The organism is Pseudomonas sp. FSO-7 (genome assembly GCF_059579345.1).
Genome location: NZ_CM184193.1, coordinates 6,300,647 through 6,318,616 on the forward strand (window position 1 = coordinate 6,300,647; position 17,970 = coordinate 6,318,616).

The following is a 17,970-nucleotide window of genomic DNA, read 5'->3' on the forward strand; positions in this document are numbered from 1 at the left end:
AGCAAGGCTTGCCCGCGATGAAGATAACGCGGTCTCCCTCGGAAGCAAGGCGCCTGCATCGCGAGCAAGCTTTGCTCCCACATAGCGAAGATAATGGCCGCTTGCCCTACACTCAGGGCTCGCAGGTCCATCTCAATTCGCACAGGGAACCGTCATGCAGATCGGTAGCGTACTTTTACTTTTTATCGCCCTCGTGGTCGCCATTCTCTTCATGGGTTTCAAGGTCGTGCCCCAGGGCTACCAATGGACTGTCGAGCGGTTCGGCCGCTACACCAATACCCTCAAGCCCGGCCTGAACATCATCATCCCGGTGATGGATCGCATCGGGCGCAAGATCAATGTCATGGAAAGCGTACTGGACATCCCGCCCCAGGAAGTGATTACCGCCGACAACGCCACGGTACAGATCGACGCCGTGTGCTTCTTCCAGGTGGTCAATACGGCCCAGGCGGCCTACGAGGTCAACAACCTCGAACACGCTATCCGCAACCTGCTGCAAACCAATATCCGCACCGTGCTGGGGTCCATGGAGCTGGACGCGATGCTGAGCCAGCGCGACGGCATCAACGAAAAATTGCTGCGTACCGTCGATGAAGCCACGGCACCGTGGGGCATCAAGATCACCCGGATCGAGATCAAGGACATCAGCCCGCCGGCCGACCTGATGGCCGCCATGTCGGGGCAAATGAAAGCCGAACGTATCAAGCGTGCCCAGATCCTCGAAGCCGAGGGCCTGCGAGCGTCGGCGATTCTCACCGCCGAAGGCAAGAAGCAGGCGCAGATCCTCGAGGCCGAGGGCAGCCGCCAGGCGGCGTTCCTGGAGTCCGAGGCGCGCGAGCGCCAGGCGCAAGCCGAAGCACTCGCCACGCAGGTGGTGTCCCAGGCCATTGCCGACGGTAACGTCCAGGCCGTGAACTACTTCGTCGCCCAGAAGTACATCGATGCATTGGGCAAACTGGCGTCGGCCAACAACAGCAAGGTGATCCTGATGCCGCTGGAAGCCAGCCAGGTCATCGGTGCGGTCGGTGGCATCGGCGAGATCGTCAAGGCCACCTTCGACAGCAAGAAAGCCTGAGGCGCGCGTATGTGGGGGTTCCTGCAAAACATGTCGTACTGGGACTGGCTGGCGCTGGGCGTCATCCTGCTGATCCTTGAAGTGTTCGGCGCCGGGGGTTACTTGCTGTGGATCGGCATGGCCGCCGCGGCAGTCGGCGTGCTCACGTTCATCCTGCCGCAGATGCCGTGGGAGCTGCAGTTCCTGTTGTTCGGCCTGTTCGCCATCGCCACGGCACTGTACTGGTGGCAACGCCAGCGCAGCGCCGTGCGCCAAAGCGATCAGCCGCACCTGAACCTGCGTGGACAGGAACTGATCGGCAAAGTCTTCCTGGTCCATGAAGCGATCGTCGATGGCCGCGGCAAGATCAAGGTGGCCGACAGTGTCTGGCTGGCCAAGGGGCCCGAGTCGTCCGTTGGCACGCGGGTCAGGGTGGTGGCGCAGGAAGGCGCGGTGCTGCAGGTGGAACGGGCTGACTGACACGTCATGGAACTGAATCGAGACGCCGGTAATCCAACGTCATAGTTAACCCAGTGGAGTCACCTATCATGCGTCTCAAACTTGCTGTCGCTACCCTAGCCTTGCTGTCTCTTCCTGTTGGCTCGGCAATGGCCGACACGTTTTGGCGTAACGTCATCTCGTCCGGTGCGACCACCGGTTCCACCTACCTGACCTTCAAGGATCACAAACTGATCGTCGCCGCCCAGGACGATGCCGGCAGCTTCGTCGCCAGCGATGGCGGTATCCGTGGCCCTTACCTGGAAGCGGCGATGCAGAAAGTACGTGCCGACAATCCAGGCCTGCAAGCCACCGACATGGAACTGGCCAACGCGATCCTGGCGAAAAACGCCGTCGCCCAGGATTGATACCCGGCCAATAAAAAATGCCGCTCGATGAGCGGCATTTTTTTGCCCGGTGAACATCCCAAGGCTGTCCCCAATATCCTGTGGGAGCGGGCTTGCTCGCGAAAGCGGCGTATCAGTCAACAATACTGAACCTGACACACCGCTTTCGCGAGCAAGCCCGCTCCCACATTAGATCCGGGTTATTCGCCGATAGCGGACTTATAGCCGGCCGCGTCGAGCAACTTGTCCAGGTCTGCCTTGTCGCTCGGCTTGAGCTTGAAGATCCACGCGCCGTACGGATCGGAATTCAGCAGCTCCGGCGAACCGCCCAACTCTTCGTTGACCGCAATCACTTCACCTGCAATCGGGGAATAGATGTCGGAAGCGGCCTTGACCGACTCAACCACACCGGCCTGATCACCAGCGCCAAAGACCTTACCGACTTCAGTCAGCTCGACAAACACCACATCGCCCAAGGCTTCCTGCGCATGATCGCTGATGCCCACGGTGACGGTACCGTCAGCCTCCAGGCGGGCCCACTCATGGCTTTCGGCAAAACGCAGTTCGGCAGGGATATCACTCATATTCTGTGTCCTCAAGAGAAGTGTCAGCGGCCAGCGGCCCGCCGCAAAAGGTTAGATCAGGGTTTTGCCATGGCGGACGAAGGTCGGTTTGACCACCCGTACCGGGTACCACTTACCACGAATTTCCACCTCGGCCCGGTCAGCCGTAGCCATCGGAACACGTGCCAGGGCGATCGACTTGCTAAGCGTAGGAGAAAAACTACCACTGGTGATCTCCCCTTCGCCAACATTGGCGATGCGAACCACTTGATGGGCGCGCAAAACACCCCGTTCTTCCAGCACCAACCCGACCAGTTTGTGCTGCACACCGCTGGCAAGCTCGGCTTCCAGCGCACTGCGCCCGATGAACTGACGGCTCGCCGGTTCCCAGGCGATACTCCAGGCCATGTTCGAGGCCAGCGGTGAAACGTCCTGGTGGATATCCTGGCCGTAGAGGTTCATGCCGGCCTCCAGGCGCAAGGTATCGCGGGCGCCGAGGCCGATGGGCGAAATGCCAGCGCCGACCAGGTCGTTGAAGAAACTCGGGGCCTCCTGGGCGGGCAGGACGATTTCCAGGCCATCTTCGCCGGTGTAGCCGGTCCGGGCGATGAACCATTCGCCGTCGGCGCGCCCTTCGAAAGGCTTGAGTTGCTGGATGATTTGCCCACGGGATTGGGTGACCAACTCGGCAATCTTCTGCCGGGCATGGGGCCCCTGGATCGCCAGCATCGCCAGTTCAGGGCGCTCATGCAGTTGCGCGTCGTAGTCACCGAGCTGTGCCTGCATCCAGGCCAGGTCCTGATCACGGGTCGAGGCGTTGAAGACCAGCCGATAGCCGTCCTCGACACGGTAGATGATCATGTCGTCGACGATGCCGCCACGCTCATTGAGCATTGCGCTGTACAAGGCACTGCCTGTGTCTTGCAAGCGGTCGACGTCATTGGCCAGCAAGCGCTGGAGCCAGTCCTTGGCCTGGGGGCCGGCGACGTCGATCACGGTCATGTGGGATACATCGAACACACCGCAGTCGCGACGCACCTGATGGTGTTCTTCGACCTGCGAGCCGTAATGCAAAGGCATATCCCAACCGCCAAAATCGACCATCTTCGCGCCAAGGGCGAGATGAAGGTCATACAGAGGCGTACGCTGTCCCATGGGTTTCTCCTTCCGGGCTTGGCGAAGGTGCGGACGGACACTGCGTAGCGCGAACGTCTGAAAAAAGGAGTTTTCTGACGTTCTCAGTTGCCCGGTCCGACAGACGGACCGCACCGAATGCCGCGCATTGTAGCCGCATGAGGTAGGACTGACACCTAGCTGTTTCGATGGGCCGAACGTCGTATCAATCCGATGACTGGCAACAGCCCCACCAAGACCAACGTCAGCGCCGGTAGCGCGGCCCGGGCCCATTCCCCTTCGCTGGTCATCTCGAAGATCCGCACCGCCAGCGTATCCCAGCCGAACGGGCGCATCAGCAGGGTCGCGGGCATTTCCTTGAGCACATCGACGAACACCAGAAGCGCCGCGCTCAAGGTGCCGGGCAGCAGCAACGGCAGATACACTTTGAAAAACAGTCGTGGCCCACTGACCCCAAGGCTGCGTGCCGCTTCGGGCAAGGACGGACGAATTCGCGCCAGGCTGCTCTCCAACGGGCCGTAGGCCACGGCCAGGAAACGCACCAGATACGCCAGCAACAGCGCCGACAGGCTGCCCAGCAACAACGGTTTGCCTGCACCGCCGAGCCAGGTCGACAGCGGGATGACCAGCTCACGGTCCAGATAGCTGAACGCAAGCATGATCGACACCGCCAGCACCGAACCGGGCAAGGCATAGCCCAGGTTCGCCAGGCCGACACCGGCACGAATCGGCCGGGTCGGCGCCAACCGCCGGGCGAAGGCCAGCAACAAGGCCACACAAACGGTGACCAGCGCCGCCAGGCCGCCCAGGTAGAGGGTGTGGACGATCAGCCCGGCATAACGCTCATCCAGGTCGAAACGACCGCGTTGCCAGAACCACACCACCAATTGCAGCACCGGGATGACAAACGCGCAGGCAAACACCAGGAAGCACCAGCCACTGGCCGCCACGGCCTTGAGGCCGCGCAACGTGTACAACGCCTTGACCCGGGGCCGCTCGTTACTGGCCCGGTGGGCGCCGCGGGCCCGGCGTTCGCCGTAGAGCACCAGCATCACCGCCAGCAATAGCAGGCTGGCCAGTTGGGCCGCGCTGGAGAGGCTGAAGAAGCCGTACCAGGTCTTGTAGATGGCGGTAGTGAAGGTGTCGAAGTTGAACACCGACACCGCGCCGAAATCCGCCAGGGTTTCCATCAGCGCCAGCGCCACGCCCGCACCGATGGCCGGCCGGGCCATCGGTAGCGCCACGCGCCAGAACGCCTGCCACGGCGACTGCCCCAGCACCCGGGCGGCTTCCATCAAGCCCTTGCCCTGGGCCAGGAAGGCACTGCGCGCCAGCAGATACACGTATGGGTAAAAGACCAGCACGAGCACCAGGATCACCCCGCCGGTGGAGCGGACGCGGGGCAGGCGCAAGCCGCTGCCGAACCATTCACGCATCAGCGTCTGCACGGGGCCGGCAAAATCCAGCAGGCCAACGAAGACAAATGCCAACACATAGGCCGGAATCGCAAACGGCAGCATCAATGCCCAATCGAGCCAGCGACGTCCCGGGAACTCACACAGGCTGGTGAGCCATGCGAGACTGACACCCAACAAGGTCACACCGACCCCGACGCCCAGGATCAACGTGAGGGTGTTGCCCAACAAGCGCGGCATCTGCGTATCCCACAAATGGGACCATATCTGCTGGTCGATGCTCTGCCAGGACAACAGCAAGACACTCAAGGGCAACAGGACCAGCGCGGCGATGGCGAAGACCAGGGGGTACCAACGGCGTCGGGCGGGGTGGGCCAAGGAATACTCTCGTTAAACAAACGGTCATGTGGCGAGGGGGCTTGCTCCCGCTGGGCTACGAAGTAGCCCCAAAGTTCCGGACCATGGCCCGCAAATACTCTGGGAGGGCTTCGCCCTCCAGCGGGAGCGAGCTCCCTCGCCACATGTTATCAATGAACTGAACAGGACTGGTCTCAGTTCCAGCCGGCGCGATCCATCATGCGAATGGCTTCGGCCTGGCGTTTACCCGCGACTTCCACCGGCAGGGTATCGGCCTTGAACTTGCCCCAGGCGGCCACTTCCTTGGACGGTTCGACTTTCGGGTTGGCCGGGAACTCCTGGTTCACGTCGGCGAAAATGTTCTGCGCTTCCGGCGTGGTCATCCACTCCACCAGTTTCTTCGCGGCTTCCGGATGCGGTGCATGCTTGGTCAAGCCAATGCCCGAGAGGTTGATGTGCACGCCGCGGTCAGCCTGGTTCGGCCAGAACAGCTTGACCTTCAGGTCCGGCTTCTGCTGGTGCAGACGGCCATAGTAGTAGGTGTTGACGATGCCGACGTCGCACTGGCCAGCGTTGATCGCTTCAAGCAATGCGGTGTCGTCGGAGAACACGTCGGTGGACAGGTTCTTGACCCAGCCCTTGAGGATTTCCTCGGTTTTTTCCGCCCCGTGGGTTTCGATCAGCGTGGCGGTCAGGGACTGGTTGTAGACCTTTTTCGAGGTCCGCAGGCACAGGCGGCCTTCCCACTCTTTGCCAGCCAGCGCTTCATAGGTGGTCAATTCGCTGGGTTTAACACGTTCGGTGGAATAGACAATGGTCCGTGCCCGCAGGCTCAAGCCGGTCCAGGCGTGGGACGAAGCGCGGTATTGGGATGGGATGTTGGCATCGATCACCGGGGAGGTGAACGGCTGGAGAATACCCATCTGCTCGGCCTGCCAGAGGTTACCGGCATCGACGGTGAGCAGCAGGTCGGCGGTGGCGTTTGCGCCTTCGGCCTTGATCCGCTGCATCAACGGCGCTTCCTTGTCGGTGATGAACTTCACCGACACGCCGGTTTTCTTGGTGTAGGCATCGAAGACCGGCTTGATCAGCTCGTCGATACGCGAGGAGTAGACCACCACCTCGTCGGCGGCCTGGGCGGCAGTGGTACCGATCAGGGTCAAGGCGAGGGCGGACAGCAGGCGCTTGGTTGCCAACATGGTAGCGGTCTCTGGATGGTGGGCGAAGCGCAAATGATAAGGACTCACATTTGGCACCACAATCGAACAGTTGCCAGACACATTTCCAAATGTTGCAGCTATGAGATGTGCTGTGTTTTTGCATCCGCAATCGCGGGCAAGCCTTGCTCCCACAAAAGCTCGTCCCACATTGCACACCTGTGGGAGCACGGCTCGCCCGCGATGAGGCCTTGGGTCCCGACAAAAATCTAGGCCTTGGCCAGATCCGGCAAATCCCCAATCAACCCCAGCGCCTCGCGCACGAACAAGGCCTTGGCCTCAGGCAGGCGGTCCACCAGTTTCAGCCCGGTGTTACGCAACCAGCGCACCGGCAGCGGATCGGCCTGGAACAACCGCTCGAACCCCTCCATCGCCGCCATCAGCGCCAGGTTGTGGGGCATGCGTCGCCGCTCGTAGCGGCTCAACACCTTCACGTCCCCCAACCGCTCGCCACGCCCGGCCGCGTGCAACAGCACTTCGGCCAGCACGGCGGCGTCGAGAAAGCCCAGGTTCACCCCCTGCCCGGCCAACGGATGGATGGTATGGGCCGCGTCGCCGATCAGCGCCAGCCCTTCGGCCACGTAGCGCTTGGCATGTCGCTGGCGCAGCGGCACGCACAGGCGCGGGTCGGCGCTCAGCACCGGGCCAAGCCGGCCTTCAAAAGCGCGCTCCAGTTCGTTGCAGAATTCGCTGTCATCAAGCGCCATCAAGCGCTGCGCTTCTTCGGGAGTGGTGGACCAGACGATCGAGCACCAGTCGTGCTGACCGTCACGCTCAAGGGGCAGGAACGCCAGCGGACCGTTGTTGGTGAAGCGCTGCCATGCCGTCATTCGATGCGGCCGGGCGCTGCGCACGCTGGTGACGATGGCGTGGTGCAGGTAATCCCATTCGCGCGTCGCCACGCCGGTCAGGCGACGCACAGCGGAATTAGCGCCGTCGGCGGCAATGACCAGGGGCGCGCGCAAGGTGCGGCCATCGGCCAGGGTCAGCAGCCAGTCGTCGCCGGAACGACGCATCTGCTCCAGACGGGCGTTGGCCAGCAGGCCCAGGTCGCAGTCATGCAGGCGATCCAGCAGGGCATCCTGCACCACCCGGTTTTCAACGATGTGCCCAAGCGTCTCGGCATGCAGGCTGGTGGCGGAAAAATGGATCTGCCCGGTGCCGCTGCCGTCCCAGACGTGCATGTCGGTATAGGGGCTGGCACGTCGGGTGGTGATGCCCTCCCAGACGCCCAGGCGATCGAGAATCCGCTGGCTGGCCGTCGACAAGGCACTGACCCGGGGCTCGAAAGCGGCCTGGGGATCGAAGGGCTTGACGCTCATCGGGCTGCCGTCGAGCAACAACACTTGCAGGCCACTGCCCTGCAACGCCAGCGCCAAGGCGCTGCCGACCATACCGGCACCGACAATCAGCAGATCTGCACGCAATTCCATGCTCTAAGCCTGTTTTGCTGGCGACATCAGCCGCCCATGAAAAGAAATGACCACCCCAGCCTCAAGCATCGGGACGCGTCCCCAGCCCCATGGCCTGGCGGGCGAACCAGCGCTTGGCTGGCGGCAGCAGGTCGAGGCCCAGCAAGCCGAGGTTACGGCCCAGGGACACCAACGGCAGGCTGCTGCCGAACAGCCGCGTGACCTGGTCGGAGAAGCCCACGGTCAGGGCCTGGTCCATGCGCTGGCTCTCGCGATAGGCTTGCAGCACGGCAAAATCCCCCGGCTCGCTGTCGCTGTCGAGCAAGGCATCGGCCAGGGCCTGGGCATCGCGCAGGGACAGGTTGAACCCCTGCCCGGCAATCGGGTGCAGGCTATGGGCGGCATTGCCCAGGATCGCCAGGTGCGGACGGACCTGCTCTTCGGCCTCCACCAACGCCAGCGGGTACAGGTGTCGTACACCCACCTGCTTCAGCGTACCCAGGCGATAACCGAACACACCCTGCAACTCGCTGAGGAAGCTGCGCTCGTCGAGGGCCGCCAGCCGTTGCGCGTCCATGCCCTGACGAGTCCAGACCAGCGCGCAACGATTCTCCGGCAGCGGCAACAAGGCCATCGGGCCGTCATCGGTGAAACGTTCGAAGGCCATGCCATTGTGGGCTTCGCTGGGGGTGATGTTGGCGATCAAGGCGCTCTGGTCATAAGGGCGACTGCGCACGCCGATGCCCAACTGCTCGCGCAGGCTGGAGCGACCACCATCGGCCAGAACGGCAAGGTCGCACTCCAGGGTGGTTTCGTCGTCGAGGGTCAGGCGATAACCGCCGACCAGTGGTTCCATGCGGGTCACCTGCGCCGGGCAGCGCCAACTGACCACCTCCGGGTCCAGGCCTTGCCACAGGCACTGGCCGAGCCAGGCGTTCTCCACCACGTAGCCCAGCGCCGGCACGCCCTCTTCCATGGCCGACAGCCGCGCCGTGGAAAACCGCCCGCGGTCGGACACATGGATCTGCTTGATCGGCTCGGCGCGGCGGGAAATCTCCTGCCAGACACCCAAGCGTTGATAAATCTGCCGGGCACCGTAGGACAATGCCGAAGACCGGGCATCGTAGCTGGGCTGCCAGGCGTCGCCGGGGGCGAAGGGCTCGATCAACATGATCTTCCAGCCCCGGGCCTTGGCACCGGCCTGCAGGGCCAGGGCCAGGCTCGCGCCGACCAGGCCGCCGCCGATGATCGCCAGGTTGACCCGGCTCATGCCGCTTGCGTCCGGGCGGCGGCCATCAGGGCCTCGATGTCGGCGACCGTTTTCGGCACGCCCCGGCTCAGGATTTCACAACCGGTTTTGGTCACTACCACGTCATCCTCGATGCGCACGCCAATGCCGCGCCATTTTTTCGCGACGCTGCGGTTGTTCGGGCTGATATAGATGCCCGGTTCCACCGTCAGCGTCATGCCGATTTCCAGGACCCGCCACTCGCCGCCGACCCGGTATTCGCCCACATCATGCACGTCCATGCCCAGCCAATGGCCGGCGCGGTGCATGTAGAACGCCCGGTAGGCTTCGCTGGCGATCAACTCGTCCACCTCACCCTCCAGCAACCCCAGGCGCACCAACCCTTCGGTAATGACCCGGACCGTCGCTTCGTGGGCCTGGTTCCAGTGTTTGTCCGGTGCGATCTGGGCAAACGCGGCTTCCTGGGCGGCCAGCACCACTTCGTAGATCGCCTTCTGCTCGGGCGAAAATTTGCCGCTGACCGGCCAGGTACGGGTGATGTCGCTGGCGTAGCAGTCGATTTCACAACCGGCGTCAATCAACACCAGATCGCCGTCCTTGAGCAGCGCATCGTTCTGCTGGTAGTGCAGGATGCAGCTGTTGCGCCCCGCCGCGACGATCGAGCCATAAGCCGGCATCTTCGCCCCGCCCTTGCGGAATTCATAATCGAGCTCGGCCTCCAGGCTGAACTCATGCAACCCCGGACGTGCCGCCTGCATCGCCCGGATGTGCGCCTGGGCGGAGATTCGCGCCGCTTCGCGCATGACTTTCAGTTCCGCCGCCGATTTATACAGACGCATGTCGTGCAGCAAGTGATCCAGGGCAACGAATTCGTTCGGCGGTTGGGCGCCGAGGTGGGCCTTGGAGCGAATCACGTTGATCCACTCCATCAGGTGCCGGTCGAATTCAGCGTTGCTGCCCATGGCCGAATACACCCGGTCGCGGCCTTCGATCAGGCCCGGCAGGATGTCGTCGATGTCGGTGATGGGAAATGCGTCGTCGGCACCGTAGTCACGAATCGCCCCTTCCTGGCCGGCGCGCAGGCCGTCCCACAACTCACGTTCGGCGTTGCGCTCGCGACAAAAGAGGATGTATTCGCCATGGGCGCGGCCAGGCATCAGCACCAGCACCGCTTGCGGCTCGGGAAAGCCGCTGAGGTACTGGAAGTCACTGTCCTGGCGGTAGACATGCTCGACGTCGCGGTTGCGGATCGCAACGGCGGCGGCGGGCAGGATTGCGATGCTGTTGGGTTCCATCTGCGCCATCAGGGCCTTGCGGCGACGGCTGTATTCCGACTTCGGGATATGAATCATGGGCAGACGGGGTTCCCTCTAGTTAATGCAAGGACGGCTTGGGGGCCGCTGCATCGGTTTTCTTGGTCTCGGTGAACAGCAGCAATGGCGCGACCCGCAGGTACTCCATCACTTCCATGTAGTCGCTTTCGCCGTCATCGGACTCTTCCAGAGCATCCTGGACCTGGGAGATCGCGGCCAAGTCCTGCAACACTTCCTTGGCCTCTTCGCTCAGCGCGTATTCGCGACGGGTCAGGCCGAAGCCGGCGAGGAAGCCCTGGCACCACTGGCCCAGCGCCGCGGCACGTTCGGCCAAGGGGGCGTCGTCAGTGGGCAGCAGCAGGACGACGGTCATGTCATCGCTGGTCAACTCGCCCTTGACCATTTCCTGCAGGCCGATCAGTGCGTTACGGACATTGTCCGCCGGCTCGCCTTCCAGCAGTTCGGCGGCGTCGGCCAACCAGCCGTCGGCATCGAAACCGGCGCCGGCGCAACTGCGGCCGAGCAACAGGCCATGCAATTCGGCAGGCGAGACAGGGTGACCGCTGGTGCTCAGCAGGGTGGCGAATGCTTGATACGGGGAATTCTGAATGGGCATGGGCAGCTAGGCGCCAGACGGCGCTATGTCTAGAATGGAGGCCTTGTATCCTACATCGACAGACTCGCCAAGACTATCAGAGGCTGTGCGACCTACATCCCTCCATCAGACACATTCTTCAGTGGACACAATGGAAGACACCGACCTGCAAGCGCTGATGGCCAGACTCGAACTGCTAATTGACCGGGTCGAGCAACTTAAAAGCCAAAACGGACTCCTATTAGCTCAGGAAAAGACCTGGCGCGAGGAACGCGCGCACCTCATTGAAAAAAACGAAATCGCCCGGCGTAAGGTCGAATCGATGATTTCGCGCCTCAAGGCCCTGGAGCAAGACTCATGAGTTCAAGCAATAGCGTTACCGTGCAGATCCTCGACAAAGAATATTCGATCATCTGCCCCCAGGAAGAGCGTAGCAACCTGGTGAGCGCCGCCCGTTACCTGGACGGCAAGATGCGCGAGATCCGCAGCAGCGGCAAAGTCATCGGCGCCGACCGCATCGCCGTGATGGCCGCCTTGAACATCACCCACGACCTGCTGCATCGCCAGGATACGCCGGACGTCCAGGTCAGTGGCTCGACCCGTGAGCAGGTGCGCGACCTGCTCGATCGGGTGGATCTGGTGCTCGCCACCGATCCAGACGTCGCCAAGGGCTGATTCGCGAGGCTGCCTGGGGTATACTCGCCTCACTCCCTGGGGTGCTTGCCAGTTGGTGATGTCCCTGAGCCGATACGCACAACCACGGGAGTTGCACGTTGGGGCCGGTGTGCATGTCCGCTTGACGGAAAGCCTTAACGCCTCCTGCAACTTCCACCTTGAACTTTCGGGTTCAAGGGCTAAGCCGACAGCGGTTCATCCGGGGAGCCTGAGTCCAGACAATGCCAGTCCATGCGGACTGGCATTGTCGTTTCTGGGCGCTGGCATTTCTGAGCGTCCTGTTTTGCGGTTACGCTGTGCGACATCGCCACTGCGTGAAGCCTCGACATGACTGAACCCGCGCTGCTGCCCCGCCCGCAACTTCGACGCCTGCTGCGTCAGGCCCGTCGCGCCCTGACGCCCTCCCAGCAACGGCAAGCCGCCCGCGGGCTGTACAAACAACTGGCCCAGCACCCGCTGTTTCGCCGTGCGAAGCACATCGCCCTGTACCTGCCCAACGATGGCGAGATCGATCCTCGCCTGCTGCTGCGCGCGGCCCAGCGCCGGGGCAAGGCCACTTATCTGCCGGTGCTTAGCCCGTGGCCGCAGACCAAAATGGTGTTCCAGCGCATCCACCCCGGCGAAAAAATGCAGCCCAACCGGTTTCGCATCCCCGAGCCACGCAAGAACATCGCTCGGCAACGCAAGGTCTGGACGTTGGACCTGGTGTTGTTGCCATTGGTAGGGTTTGACGATGCGGGAGGTCGGCTGGGCATGGGCGGCGGCTTTTACGACCGCAGCCTGGCGTATCTGGCGCGACGCAAGCAGTGGCTCAAGCCAACGCTGTTGGGGCTGGCCCATGAATGCCAGAAGGTCGAACGATTGGCGCAGGCAAGCTGGGACGTGCCGCTGCAGGGAACGGTCAGCGACAGGCAATGGTATATCGCGGGGTTGACGCCGCGGTAATCAGCGGCGCCAGGAAAGCGGGTTCAGCGTTTGAGCGATGGCGCGGGTTGGGTGATGTCCATCGGTGCCTCGGTCTTGTTGGTCCACAGGCTTTGGGCGTAACCCGTGGTCACGACACCCAGACCGAACAGAATGACCAAGATCCACAACAAATCCGGTTTGCGTTTCATCGATTGCCCCCCTCAAGGCATATCACACACGATGACAGCAGCGGTTTTCTTATTGGCCGTGCAGCAGCGTCAAGCTTGGAAGGCCGGCATTTTGCGGCAACCGGCCCCGACACGCAAACTCTGGCGTCAACCGACTGTCGGTTTGTCATAAAATCGCTGAACTATTTTTTAAACCACCGCCAAGGAGTAGCAAGCATGGCCTATTGGCTGATGAAATCCGAGCCCGACGAATTGTCCATCCAGGGCTTGGAAAAGCTCGGCCAGGCACGCTGGGACGGCGTTCGCAACTATCAGGCGCGCAATTTCCTGCGGGCCATGGCGGTGGGTGACACGTTCTTTTTCTACCACTCCAGTTGCCCCGAGCCAGGCATCGCCGGGATCGGCAAAATCATCCGGGCGGCCTATCCCGACCCTACGGCCCTGGACCCGGACAGCCATTATTTCGACCCCAAGGCCAGCCCGGACAAAAACCCCTGGACCGCGATCGACGTGACCCATGTCGAGACGTTCCGTCATGTGCTGAAGCTCGACTACCTCAAGCAACAGAGCGCCCTGGCGGAAATGCCGCTGGTACAGAAAGGCTCGCGGCTTTCAGTGATGCCGGTGACGGCTGAGCAGTGGGCGGCGGTGGTTGCGCTGAAACCTTGAGCGATTCGCTGTCCGATAGGCCGCTATCGCGAGCAAGCTCGCTCCCACAGGGGTTTTGCGTCGATCACTAAACCCCTGTGGGAGCGAGCTTGCTCGCGATAGGGCCGTCCCAGACGACGTTAGATTTACTGAATGATCAGGTTGTTGAACAACAGATCATCCACCATCGGCTTGCCGGTCTCGTCGTTCATCACCTGCTGGGTCTGCTTCAACGCTTCCTGGCGCAGCTTCTCCTTGGCTTCGAGGTTGTTCATCGCCTCGGTGGTCTGCTGGGCGAACAACGCCACCAATTGGTTACGAATCAGCGGCTCGTTGGCCTTGACCGCCGCAGCGGCGGCGTCGCCGGTCACACGCAGGGCCACGTCGGCCTTGTAGACCTTCAGCTTCGCCGTGCCGTCGAGCCCATAATTGCCGACAAAGGGCGGGCTAAGGGTGATGTAACTGACCTTCGGCGCCTCGCCTTCTTTGGCCTCTTCGGCCATCGCCGCCACAGGCAACGACAGGGCCAGCATCAACATGATCCACGCTTTCACAATTGATTCCTCATCCAGTTTGCGGCCCAGCATACCGACCCACCGTTCAAGCACAAGCTTATGGCCGGCTATCAGGGCGGGGCATGCTCGTTGACCCGTTGTCTCTCACACCTACACTTATCGGCCATCACTCCCAAAGGAATAGCCCTGATGAAAGCCGTGCTGTGCAAAGAATTCGGCCCCGCCGAATCGCTGGTGCTGGAAGACGTCGCCAGCCCCGTCGCCAAGAAGAACGAAGTGCTGCTGGACGTGCACGCCGCCGGGGTGAATTTCCCTGACACGCTGATCATCGAGGGCAAATATCAATTCAAGCCCCCCTTCCCGTTTTCCCCCGGCGGCGAAGCGGCGGGCGTGGTCAGCGAGGTGGGTGAGAAAGTCAGCCACTTGAAGGTCGGCGACCGGGTGATGGCGCTGACCGGCTGGGGCAGCTTTGCCGAACAAGTGGCGGTCCCCGGCTATAACGTGTTGCCGATTCCCGCGGCCATGGACTTCAACACCGCCGCCGCCTTCAGCATGACGTATGGCACCTCGATGCACGCCCTCAAGCAACGGGCCAACCTGCAACCCGGCGAAACCCTGCTGGTGCTCGGCGCCTCCGGTGGCGTTGGCTTGGCCGCCGTGGAAATCGGCAAGGCCATGGGCGCTCGGGTGATCGCCGCCGCCAGCAGCGCGGAGAAACTCGCCGTCGCCAAGGCGGCCGGTGCCGATGAATTGATCAACTACAGCGAAACCAGCCTGAAGGATGAAATCAAACGCCTCACCGACGGCCAGGGCGCCGATGTGATCTACGACCCGGTGGGTGGCGACCTGTTCGACCAGGCCATCCGCGCCATCGCCTGGAACGGCCGGCTGCTGGTGGTCGGCTTTGCCAGCGGTCGCATCCCCGAACTGCCGGTGAACCTGGCCCTGCTCAAGGGTGCCGCCGTGGTCGGCGTATTCTGGGGCTCCTTCGCCCAACGCCAACCCCAGGACAATGCCGCCAACTTCCAGCAACTGTTCGGCTGGTTCGCCGAGGGCAAGCTCAAGCCGCTGGTGTCGCAGGTTTACCCGCTGAGCAACGCCGCCCAGGCGATCAATGACCTGGGGCAGCGCAAGGCGGTGGGGAAGGTGGTTGTGCAGGTGCGTTGAATGGCGTCCAAGCGGTCAGGCTTTCAAGCGCCGGACCGCTATTGACCCGCACTAAAGCAACTCGCGAACCTCCTTAGGCAGCATCCGCACATACCGTGCAGCAGGAAAGCTCCCGCAGCACTGCACGATCGAGCCACATCACCTCATGCCCTTACCCCTCACCTGACTGCCAGACCTGGCGGAAACGTGAAAGGGTAAAGGCCCTGGCTCATGGGCCATATAGCGAGACTTCCCATTTGGGCCAAGGATGCTTCCCTCTGCTTTGCCCGTATTCACCGATACGGCGCATGAAAAGGCTTTGCGAAGACATTTCCTACGGCGCCCTTCGCTTACGCCTGAGCGACATGTTCACTTAAGAACATGACCAATCGAAATTTCCGCTGTTTATGCGACAACGAGCAATGCTATTTTCGGTAACGAAACTGTAACATTCGCATCCGCCGTCATAACAAGAACCTGGAGCACTTGAATGTTTGCTTTCTTTCGACCTGCCGCACACCAGGCAGTCCTGCCTGAAGAAAAAATAGACAGCACCTACCGACGCCTTCGCTGGCAGATCTTCGCCGGGATTTTCATTGGCTACGCCGGGTATTACCTGCTGCGCAAGAACTTCTCCCTGGCCATGCCGTACCTGATCGACGAGGGTTACACCCGTGGCCAGTTGGGTCTGGCCATGTCGGCCATCGCCATTGCCTATGGGCTGTCGAAGTTCCTGATGGGCCTGGTGTCCGACCGTTCCAACCCGCGTTACTTCCTGCCCTTCGGCTTGCTGGTCTCGGCGGGGGTGATGTTCGTGTTCGGTTTCGCGCCCTGGGCAACGTCCAGCATCACCATCATGTTCATCCTGCTGTTCATCAACGGCTGGGCCCAAGGCATGGGCTGGCCGCCAAGCGGACGGACCATGGTGCACTGGTGGTCGCAGAAGGAACGTGGCGGCGTGGTGTCGGTGTGGAACGTGGCACACAACGTCGGCGGCGGCCTGATCGGTCCGCTGTTCCTGCTGGGGATGGCCTGGTTCAATGATTGGCACGCGGCATTCTATGTGCCTGCTACGGTAGCGCTCGTCGTTGCGGTGTTTGCCTTCGCGACCATGCGCGACACCCCGCAATCGGTGGGCTTGCCGCCGATCGAGAAATACAAGAACGACTACCCGGAAGGCTACGACGCCAGCCACGAGAACGAATTCAGCGCCAAGGAAATCTTCGTCAAGTACGTGCTGCGCAACAAGATGCTGTGGTACATCGCCATGGCCAACGTGTTCGTTTATCTGCTGCGCTACGGCGTGCTGGACTGGGCGCCGACCTACCTCAAGGAAGCCAAGGGCTTCACGGTGGACAAGAGCTCCTGGGCCTATTTCTTCTACGAGTGGGCGGGCATTCCCGGCACGCTGCTGTGTGGTTGGATGTCGGACAAGATCTTTCGCGGCAACCGTGGCCTGACCGGCATGGTGTTCATGGCCCTGGTGACCGTGGCCACGCTGGTGTACTGGCTGAACCCGGCCGGCAACCCGACCGTCGACATGATCGCCCTGGTTTCCATCGGCTTCCTGATCTACGGCCCGGTGATGCTGATCGGTTTGCAGGCACTGGAACTGGCGCCGAAAAAAGCCGCCGGTACCGCCGCAGGCTTCACCGGTCTGTTTGGTTACCTGGGTGGTTCGGTCGCGGCCAGTGCCGCCATGGGCTACACCGTGGACCATTTTGGCTGGAACGGTGGTTTTGTGCTGTTGATCGGTGCCTGCCTGCTGGCGATGGCCTTCCTCGCGCCAACCCTGTGGCACAAGCAGATCGCCAGTCAGAGCCGCGAAGCGGTCGCCTGATCCAGCGCTGATTGGCAGCGCTTGAGCCGCGCCTCCAGATTCCGGTCTGGCATGGCGTGGCTACGCAGGGCGTGGACGGTCTGCTCGACGTAATCGCGAGTGGTGCCGTAACGCCCGCAGGCGCTTTCGAACACCTGGCTCAGCACATGGTCCGGCAAGTTGCCGGCATAGCTGGGCAGGTGCCGCTCCAGTACAAACCCCAAGGCCTGCACCCGGCTGCCATCCTCGAGACGGCAACTGAGCCAGTGCGGGCGATAGGAAGGGACCGGCATCTCGCGCTGCCACAAGGCAAACAGCGAGTCCTCGAGATTCTCCTCCGGCAATCGGTAAGCGAACCCGCTACACGAGCCGCCGCGATCCAGCCCGAACACCAACCCAGGCAATTCCGGGGTGCCACGGTGTTCGTGGGACCACAGGTACAAACCGCGATGATAACCATGGACCCGGCCGCGCATGCGCTCCACCGCCGTGCATTCCGGCCGCCAGATCAATGAACCGTACGCGAACAGCCAGACCGGACCGCCTTGGTGAAGACTCATGGTCAATCGCATCGAGGCGAGCAATTGCTCACGGGTCAGCTGCGGCCCCAGCTCGAGTCGTGGTGGGTACAAGGCACAGGTGATGGCGGATTCGAGAACGGTCATGGCCGGTAGCGGTTGGCTCCTCGCGGGTTGGAAAGCAAATGGGGGACGTCATGGGGTTGACGTTCACGGGGATCAAGGCAAGTTAAATGCCATCCACGCGCTATATACGTTATCGGTATCTGGCCTTGAGACTAAATATCGAAACGAAATATATGAAGTTATATCGATGGAAAAGGCGGAATTCACCCCTGTGGCGAGGGCGCTTGCTCCCGCTGGACTGCATAGTGGTCCCAAAAGAGGCGGTTGCTGCGCAA

Annotated in this window: 20 protein-coding genes and 1 other RNA gene; 10 read left to right on the forward strand and 11 right to left on the reverse strand. The window is 62.0% G+C overall.

Features of this window, described 5'->3' with window-relative positions:
* Positions 1-154 precede the first annotated feature (154 nt).
* From AC515T_RS27725 to AC515T_RS27735, 3 genes are all read left to right on the forward strand, one after another.
* Positions 155-1,075, forward strand: coding sequence for an SPFH domain-containing protein (locus AC515T_RS27725; protein ID WP_496530757.1), 921 nt, complete (start codon positions 155-157; stop codon positions 1,073-1,075).
* Positions 1,076-1,084: 9 nt separating this feature from the next.
* Positions 1,085-1,534 (forward strand): NfeD family protein, encoded by a 450-nt coding sequence (locus AC515T_RS27730; protein WP_496530758.1) that lies wholly within the window; start codon positions 1,085-1,087, stop codon positions 1,532-1,534.
* Between the two features lie 65 nt (positions 1,535-1,599).
* A complete protein-coding gene (locus AC515T_RS27735; protein ID WP_170846005.1) occupies positions 1,600-1,920 on the forward strand; it encodes a DUF2388 domain-containing protein in 321 nt (106 codons plus the stop codon).
* A 179-nt stretch (positions 1,921-2,099) separates the two neighbouring features.
* On the opposite strand, the gene gcvH is transcribed toward AC515T_RS27735, so the two are convergent.
* From gcvH to AC515T_RS27775, 8 genes are all read right to left on the reverse strand, one after another.
* The gene (gene gcvH / locus AC515T_RS27740; RefSeq protein ID WP_496530759.1) at positions 2,100-2,483 is read right to left on the reverse strand and encodes a glycine cleavage system protein GcvH; all 384 of its coding nucleotides are present in this window, start codon (positions 2,481-2,483) and stop codon (positions 2,100-2,102) included.
* Between the two features lie 51 nt (positions 2,484-2,534).
* Positions 2,535-3,617, reverse strand: a complete 1,083-nt coding sequence (gene gcvT, locus AC515T_RS27745) for a glycine cleavage system aminomethyltransferase GcvT (protein ID WP_496530760.1) — start codon at positions 3,615-3,617, stop codon at positions 2,535-2,537.
* Positions 3,618-3,772: 155 nt separating this feature from the next.
* Positions 3,773-5,389 carry an ABC transporter permease gene (locus AC515T_RS27750; RefSeq protein WP_496530761.1) on the reverse strand — a complete coding sequence of 539 codons (1,617 nt, stop codon included), beginning with the start codon at positions 5,387-5,389 and terminating at the stop codon, positions 3,773-3,775.
* Positions 5,390-5,562: 173 nt separating this feature from the next.
* Positions 5,563-6,567 (reverse strand): extracellular solute-binding protein, encoded by a 1,005-nt coding sequence (locus tag AC515T_RS27755; protein WP_496530762.1) that lies wholly within the window; start codon positions 6,565-6,567, stop codon positions 5,563-5,565.
* Positions 6,568-6,794: 227 nt separating this feature from the next.
* Positions 6,795-8,012, reverse strand: coding sequence for a 2-octaprenyl-3-methyl-6-methoxy-1,4-benzoquinol hydroxylase (locus tag AC515T_RS27760; RefSeq protein WP_496533201.1), 1,218 nt, complete (start codon positions 8,010-8,012; stop codon positions 6,795-6,797).
* 67 nt (positions 8,013-8,079) lie between these two features.
* Positions 8,080-9,267 (reverse strand): 2-octaprenyl-6-methoxyphenyl hydroxylase, encoded by a 1,188-nt coding sequence (gene ubiH / locus AC515T_RS27765; protein ID WP_496530763.1) that lies wholly within the window; start codon positions 9,265-9,267, stop codon positions 8,080-8,082.
* Positions 9,264-10,598 (reverse strand): Xaa-Pro aminopeptidase, encoded by a 1,335-nt coding sequence (gene pepP, locus AC515T_RS27770; protein ID WP_496530764.1) that lies wholly within the window; start codon positions 10,596-10,598, stop codon positions 9,264-9,266. The genes ubiH and pepP overlap by 4 nt, the downstream gene beginning before the upstream one ends.
* Positions 10,599-10,620: 22 nt before the next feature.
* Positions 10,621-11,175 carry a YecA/YgfB family protein gene (locus tag AC515T_RS27775; RefSeq protein ID WP_060740134.1) on the reverse strand — a complete coding sequence of 185 codons (555 nt, stop codon included), beginning with the start codon at positions 11,173-11,175 and terminating at the stop codon, positions 10,621-10,623.
* Between the two features lie 130 nt (positions 11,176-11,305).
* On the opposite strand from AC515T_RS27775, the gene AC515T_RS27780 reads away from it, so the two are divergent.
* The 4 genes from AC515T_RS27780 to AC515T_RS27795 all read left to right on the forward strand — a co-directional run bounded on the left by AC515T_RS27780 (position 11,306) and on the right by AC515T_RS27795 (position 12,774).
* The gene (locus AC515T_RS27780) at positions 11,306-11,515 is read left to right on the forward strand and encodes a TIGR02449 family protein (protein ID WP_003177365.1); all 210 of its coding nucleotides are present in this window, start codon (positions 11,306-11,308) and stop codon (positions 11,513-11,515) included.
* On the forward strand, positions 11,512-11,829 hold the full coding sequence (locus tag AC515T_RS27785; RefSeq protein WP_053126417.1) for a cell division protein ZapA: 318 nt from the start codon (positions 11,512-11,514) through the stop codon (positions 11,827-11,829). Before AC515T_RS27780 ends, AC515T_RS27785 begins: the two co-directional genes overlap by 4 nt.
* A gap of 30 nt (positions 11,830-11,859) precedes the next feature.
* Positions 11,860-12,039, forward strand: a non-coding RNA gene (gene ssrS / locus AC515T_RS27790) — 6S RNA.
* Between the two features lie 117 nt (positions 12,040-12,156).
* Positions 12,157-12,774, forward strand: a complete 618-nt coding sequence (locus tag AC515T_RS27795; RefSeq protein WP_496530765.1) for a 5-formyltetrahydrofolate cyclo-ligase — start codon at positions 12,157-12,159, stop codon at positions 12,772-12,774.
* A gap of 23 nt (positions 12,775-12,797) precedes the next feature.
* Here AC515T_RS27795 and AC515T_RS27800 read toward each other — a convergent pair whose 3' ends face one another.
* Positions 12,798-12,944: a hypothetical protein gene (locus AC515T_RS27800; protein WP_092203200.1), complete on the reverse strand. Its 147-nt coding sequence runs from the start codon at positions 12,942-12,944 to the stop codon at positions 12,798-12,800.
* Between the two features lie 195 nt (positions 12,945-13,139).
* Here AC515T_RS27800 and AC515T_RS27805 point away from each other — a divergent pair, with 195 nt between their 5' ends.
* Entirely contained in the window at positions 13,140-13,592 is a 453-nt protein-coding gene (locus tag AC515T_RS27805) for an EVE domain-containing protein (protein ID WP_496530766.1), read from the forward strand.
* A gap of 125 nt (positions 13,593-13,717) precedes the next feature.
* Here the strand turns inward: AC515T_RS27805 and AC515T_RS27810 are convergent, their stop codons facing one another.
* Positions 13,718-14,125: a flagellar basal body-associated protein FliL gene (locus AC515T_RS27810; protein WP_305468789.1), complete on the reverse strand. Its 408-nt coding sequence runs from the start codon at positions 14,123-14,125 to the stop codon at positions 13,718-13,720.
* Positions 14,126-14,275: 150 nt separating this feature from the next.
* Here AC515T_RS27810 and AC515T_RS27815 point away from each other — a divergent pair, with 150 nt between their 5' ends.
* Both AC515T_RS27815 and glpT read left to right on the forward strand, forming a co-directional pair.
* On the forward strand, positions 14,276-15,253 hold the full coding sequence (locus tag AC515T_RS27815) for an NADPH:quinone oxidoreductase family protein (RefSeq protein WP_060740128.1): 978 nt from the start codon (positions 14,276-14,278) through the stop codon (positions 15,251-15,253).
* 469 nt (positions 15,254-15,722) lie between these two features.
* Complete coding sequence (gene glpT, locus AC515T_RS27820) at positions 15,723-17,072, forward strand: glycerol-3-phosphate transporter (protein ID WP_496530767.1); 1,350 nt, start codon at positions 15,723-15,725, stop codon at positions 17,070-17,072.
* On the opposite strand, the gene AC515T_RS27825 is transcribed toward glpT, so the two are convergent.
* A complete protein-coding gene (locus AC515T_RS27825) occupies positions 17,048-17,716 on the reverse strand; it encodes a gamma-glutamylcyclotransferase (RefSeq protein ID WP_496530768.1) in 669 nt (222 codons plus the stop codon). The two genes, glpT and AC515T_RS27825, sit on opposite strands and share 25 nt — an antisense overlap.
* Positions 17,717-17,970 lie beyond the last annotated feature (254 nt).

Bases quoted from the DNA above. Each gene is read 5' to 3' on its own strand.
- AC515T_RS27725 (WP_496530757.1), top strand. From the start codon at position 155: ATGCAGATCGGTAGCGTACTTTTACTTTTTATCGCCCTCGTGGTCGCC.
- AC515T_RS27730 (WP_496530758.1), top strand. From the start codon at position 1,085: ATGTGGGGGTTCCTGCAAAACATGTCGTACTGGGACTGGCTGGCGCTG.
- gcvH (WP_496530759.1), bottom strand. From the start codon at position 2,483: ATGAGTGATATCCCTGCCGAACTGCGTTTTGCCGAAAGCCATGAGTGG.
- gcvT (WP_496530760.1), bottom strand. From the start codon at position 3,617: ATGGGACAGCGTACGCCTCTGTATGACCTTCATCTCGCCCTTGGCGCG.
- AC515T_RS27755 (WP_496530762.1), bottom strand. From the start codon at position 6,567: ATGTTGGCAACCAAGCGCCTGCTGTCCGCCCTCGCCTTGACCCTGATC.
- ubiH (WP_496530763.1), bottom strand. From the start codon at position 9,267: ATGAGCCGGGTCAACCTGGCGATCATCGGCGGCGGCCTGGTCGGCGCG.
- pepP (WP_496530764.1), bottom strand. From the start codon at position 10,598: ATGATTCATATCCCGAAGTCGGAATACAGCCGTCGCCGCAAGGCCCTG.
- AC515T_RS27775 (WP_060740134.1), bottom strand. From the start codon at position 11,175: ATGCCCATTCAGAATTCCCCGTATCAAGCATTCGCCACCCTGCTGAGC.
- AC515T_RS27780 (WP_003177365.1), top strand. From the start codon at position 11,306: ATGGAAGACACCGACCTGCAAGCGCTGATGGCCAGACTCGAACTGCTA.
- AC515T_RS27785 (WP_053126417.1), top strand. From the start codon at position 11,512: ATGAGTTCAAGCAATAGCGTTACCGTGCAGATCCTCGACAAAGAATAT.
- AC515T_RS27795 (WP_496530765.1), top strand. From the start codon at position 12,157: ATGACTGAACCCGCGCTGCTGCCCCGCCCGCAACTTCGACGCCTGCTG.
- AC515T_RS27800 (WP_092203200.1), bottom strand. From the start codon at position 12,944: ATGAAACGCAAACCGGATTTGTTGTGGATCTTGGTCATTCTGTTCGGT.
- AC515T_RS27805 (WP_496530766.1), top strand. From the start codon at position 13,140: ATGGCCTATTGGCTGATGAAATCCGAGCCCGACGAATTGTCCATCCAG.
- AC515T_RS27815 (WP_060740128.1), top strand. From the start codon at position 14,276: ATGAAAGCCGTGCTGTGCAAAGAATTCGGCCCCGCCGAATCGCTGGTG.
- glpT (WP_496530767.1), top strand. From the start codon at position 15,723: ATGTTTGCTTTCTTTCGACCTGCCGCACACCAGGCAGTCCTGCCTGAA.
- AC515T_RS27825 (WP_496530768.1), bottom strand. From the start codon at position 17,716: ATGACCGTTCTCGAATCCGCCATCACCTGTGCCTTGTACCCACCACGA.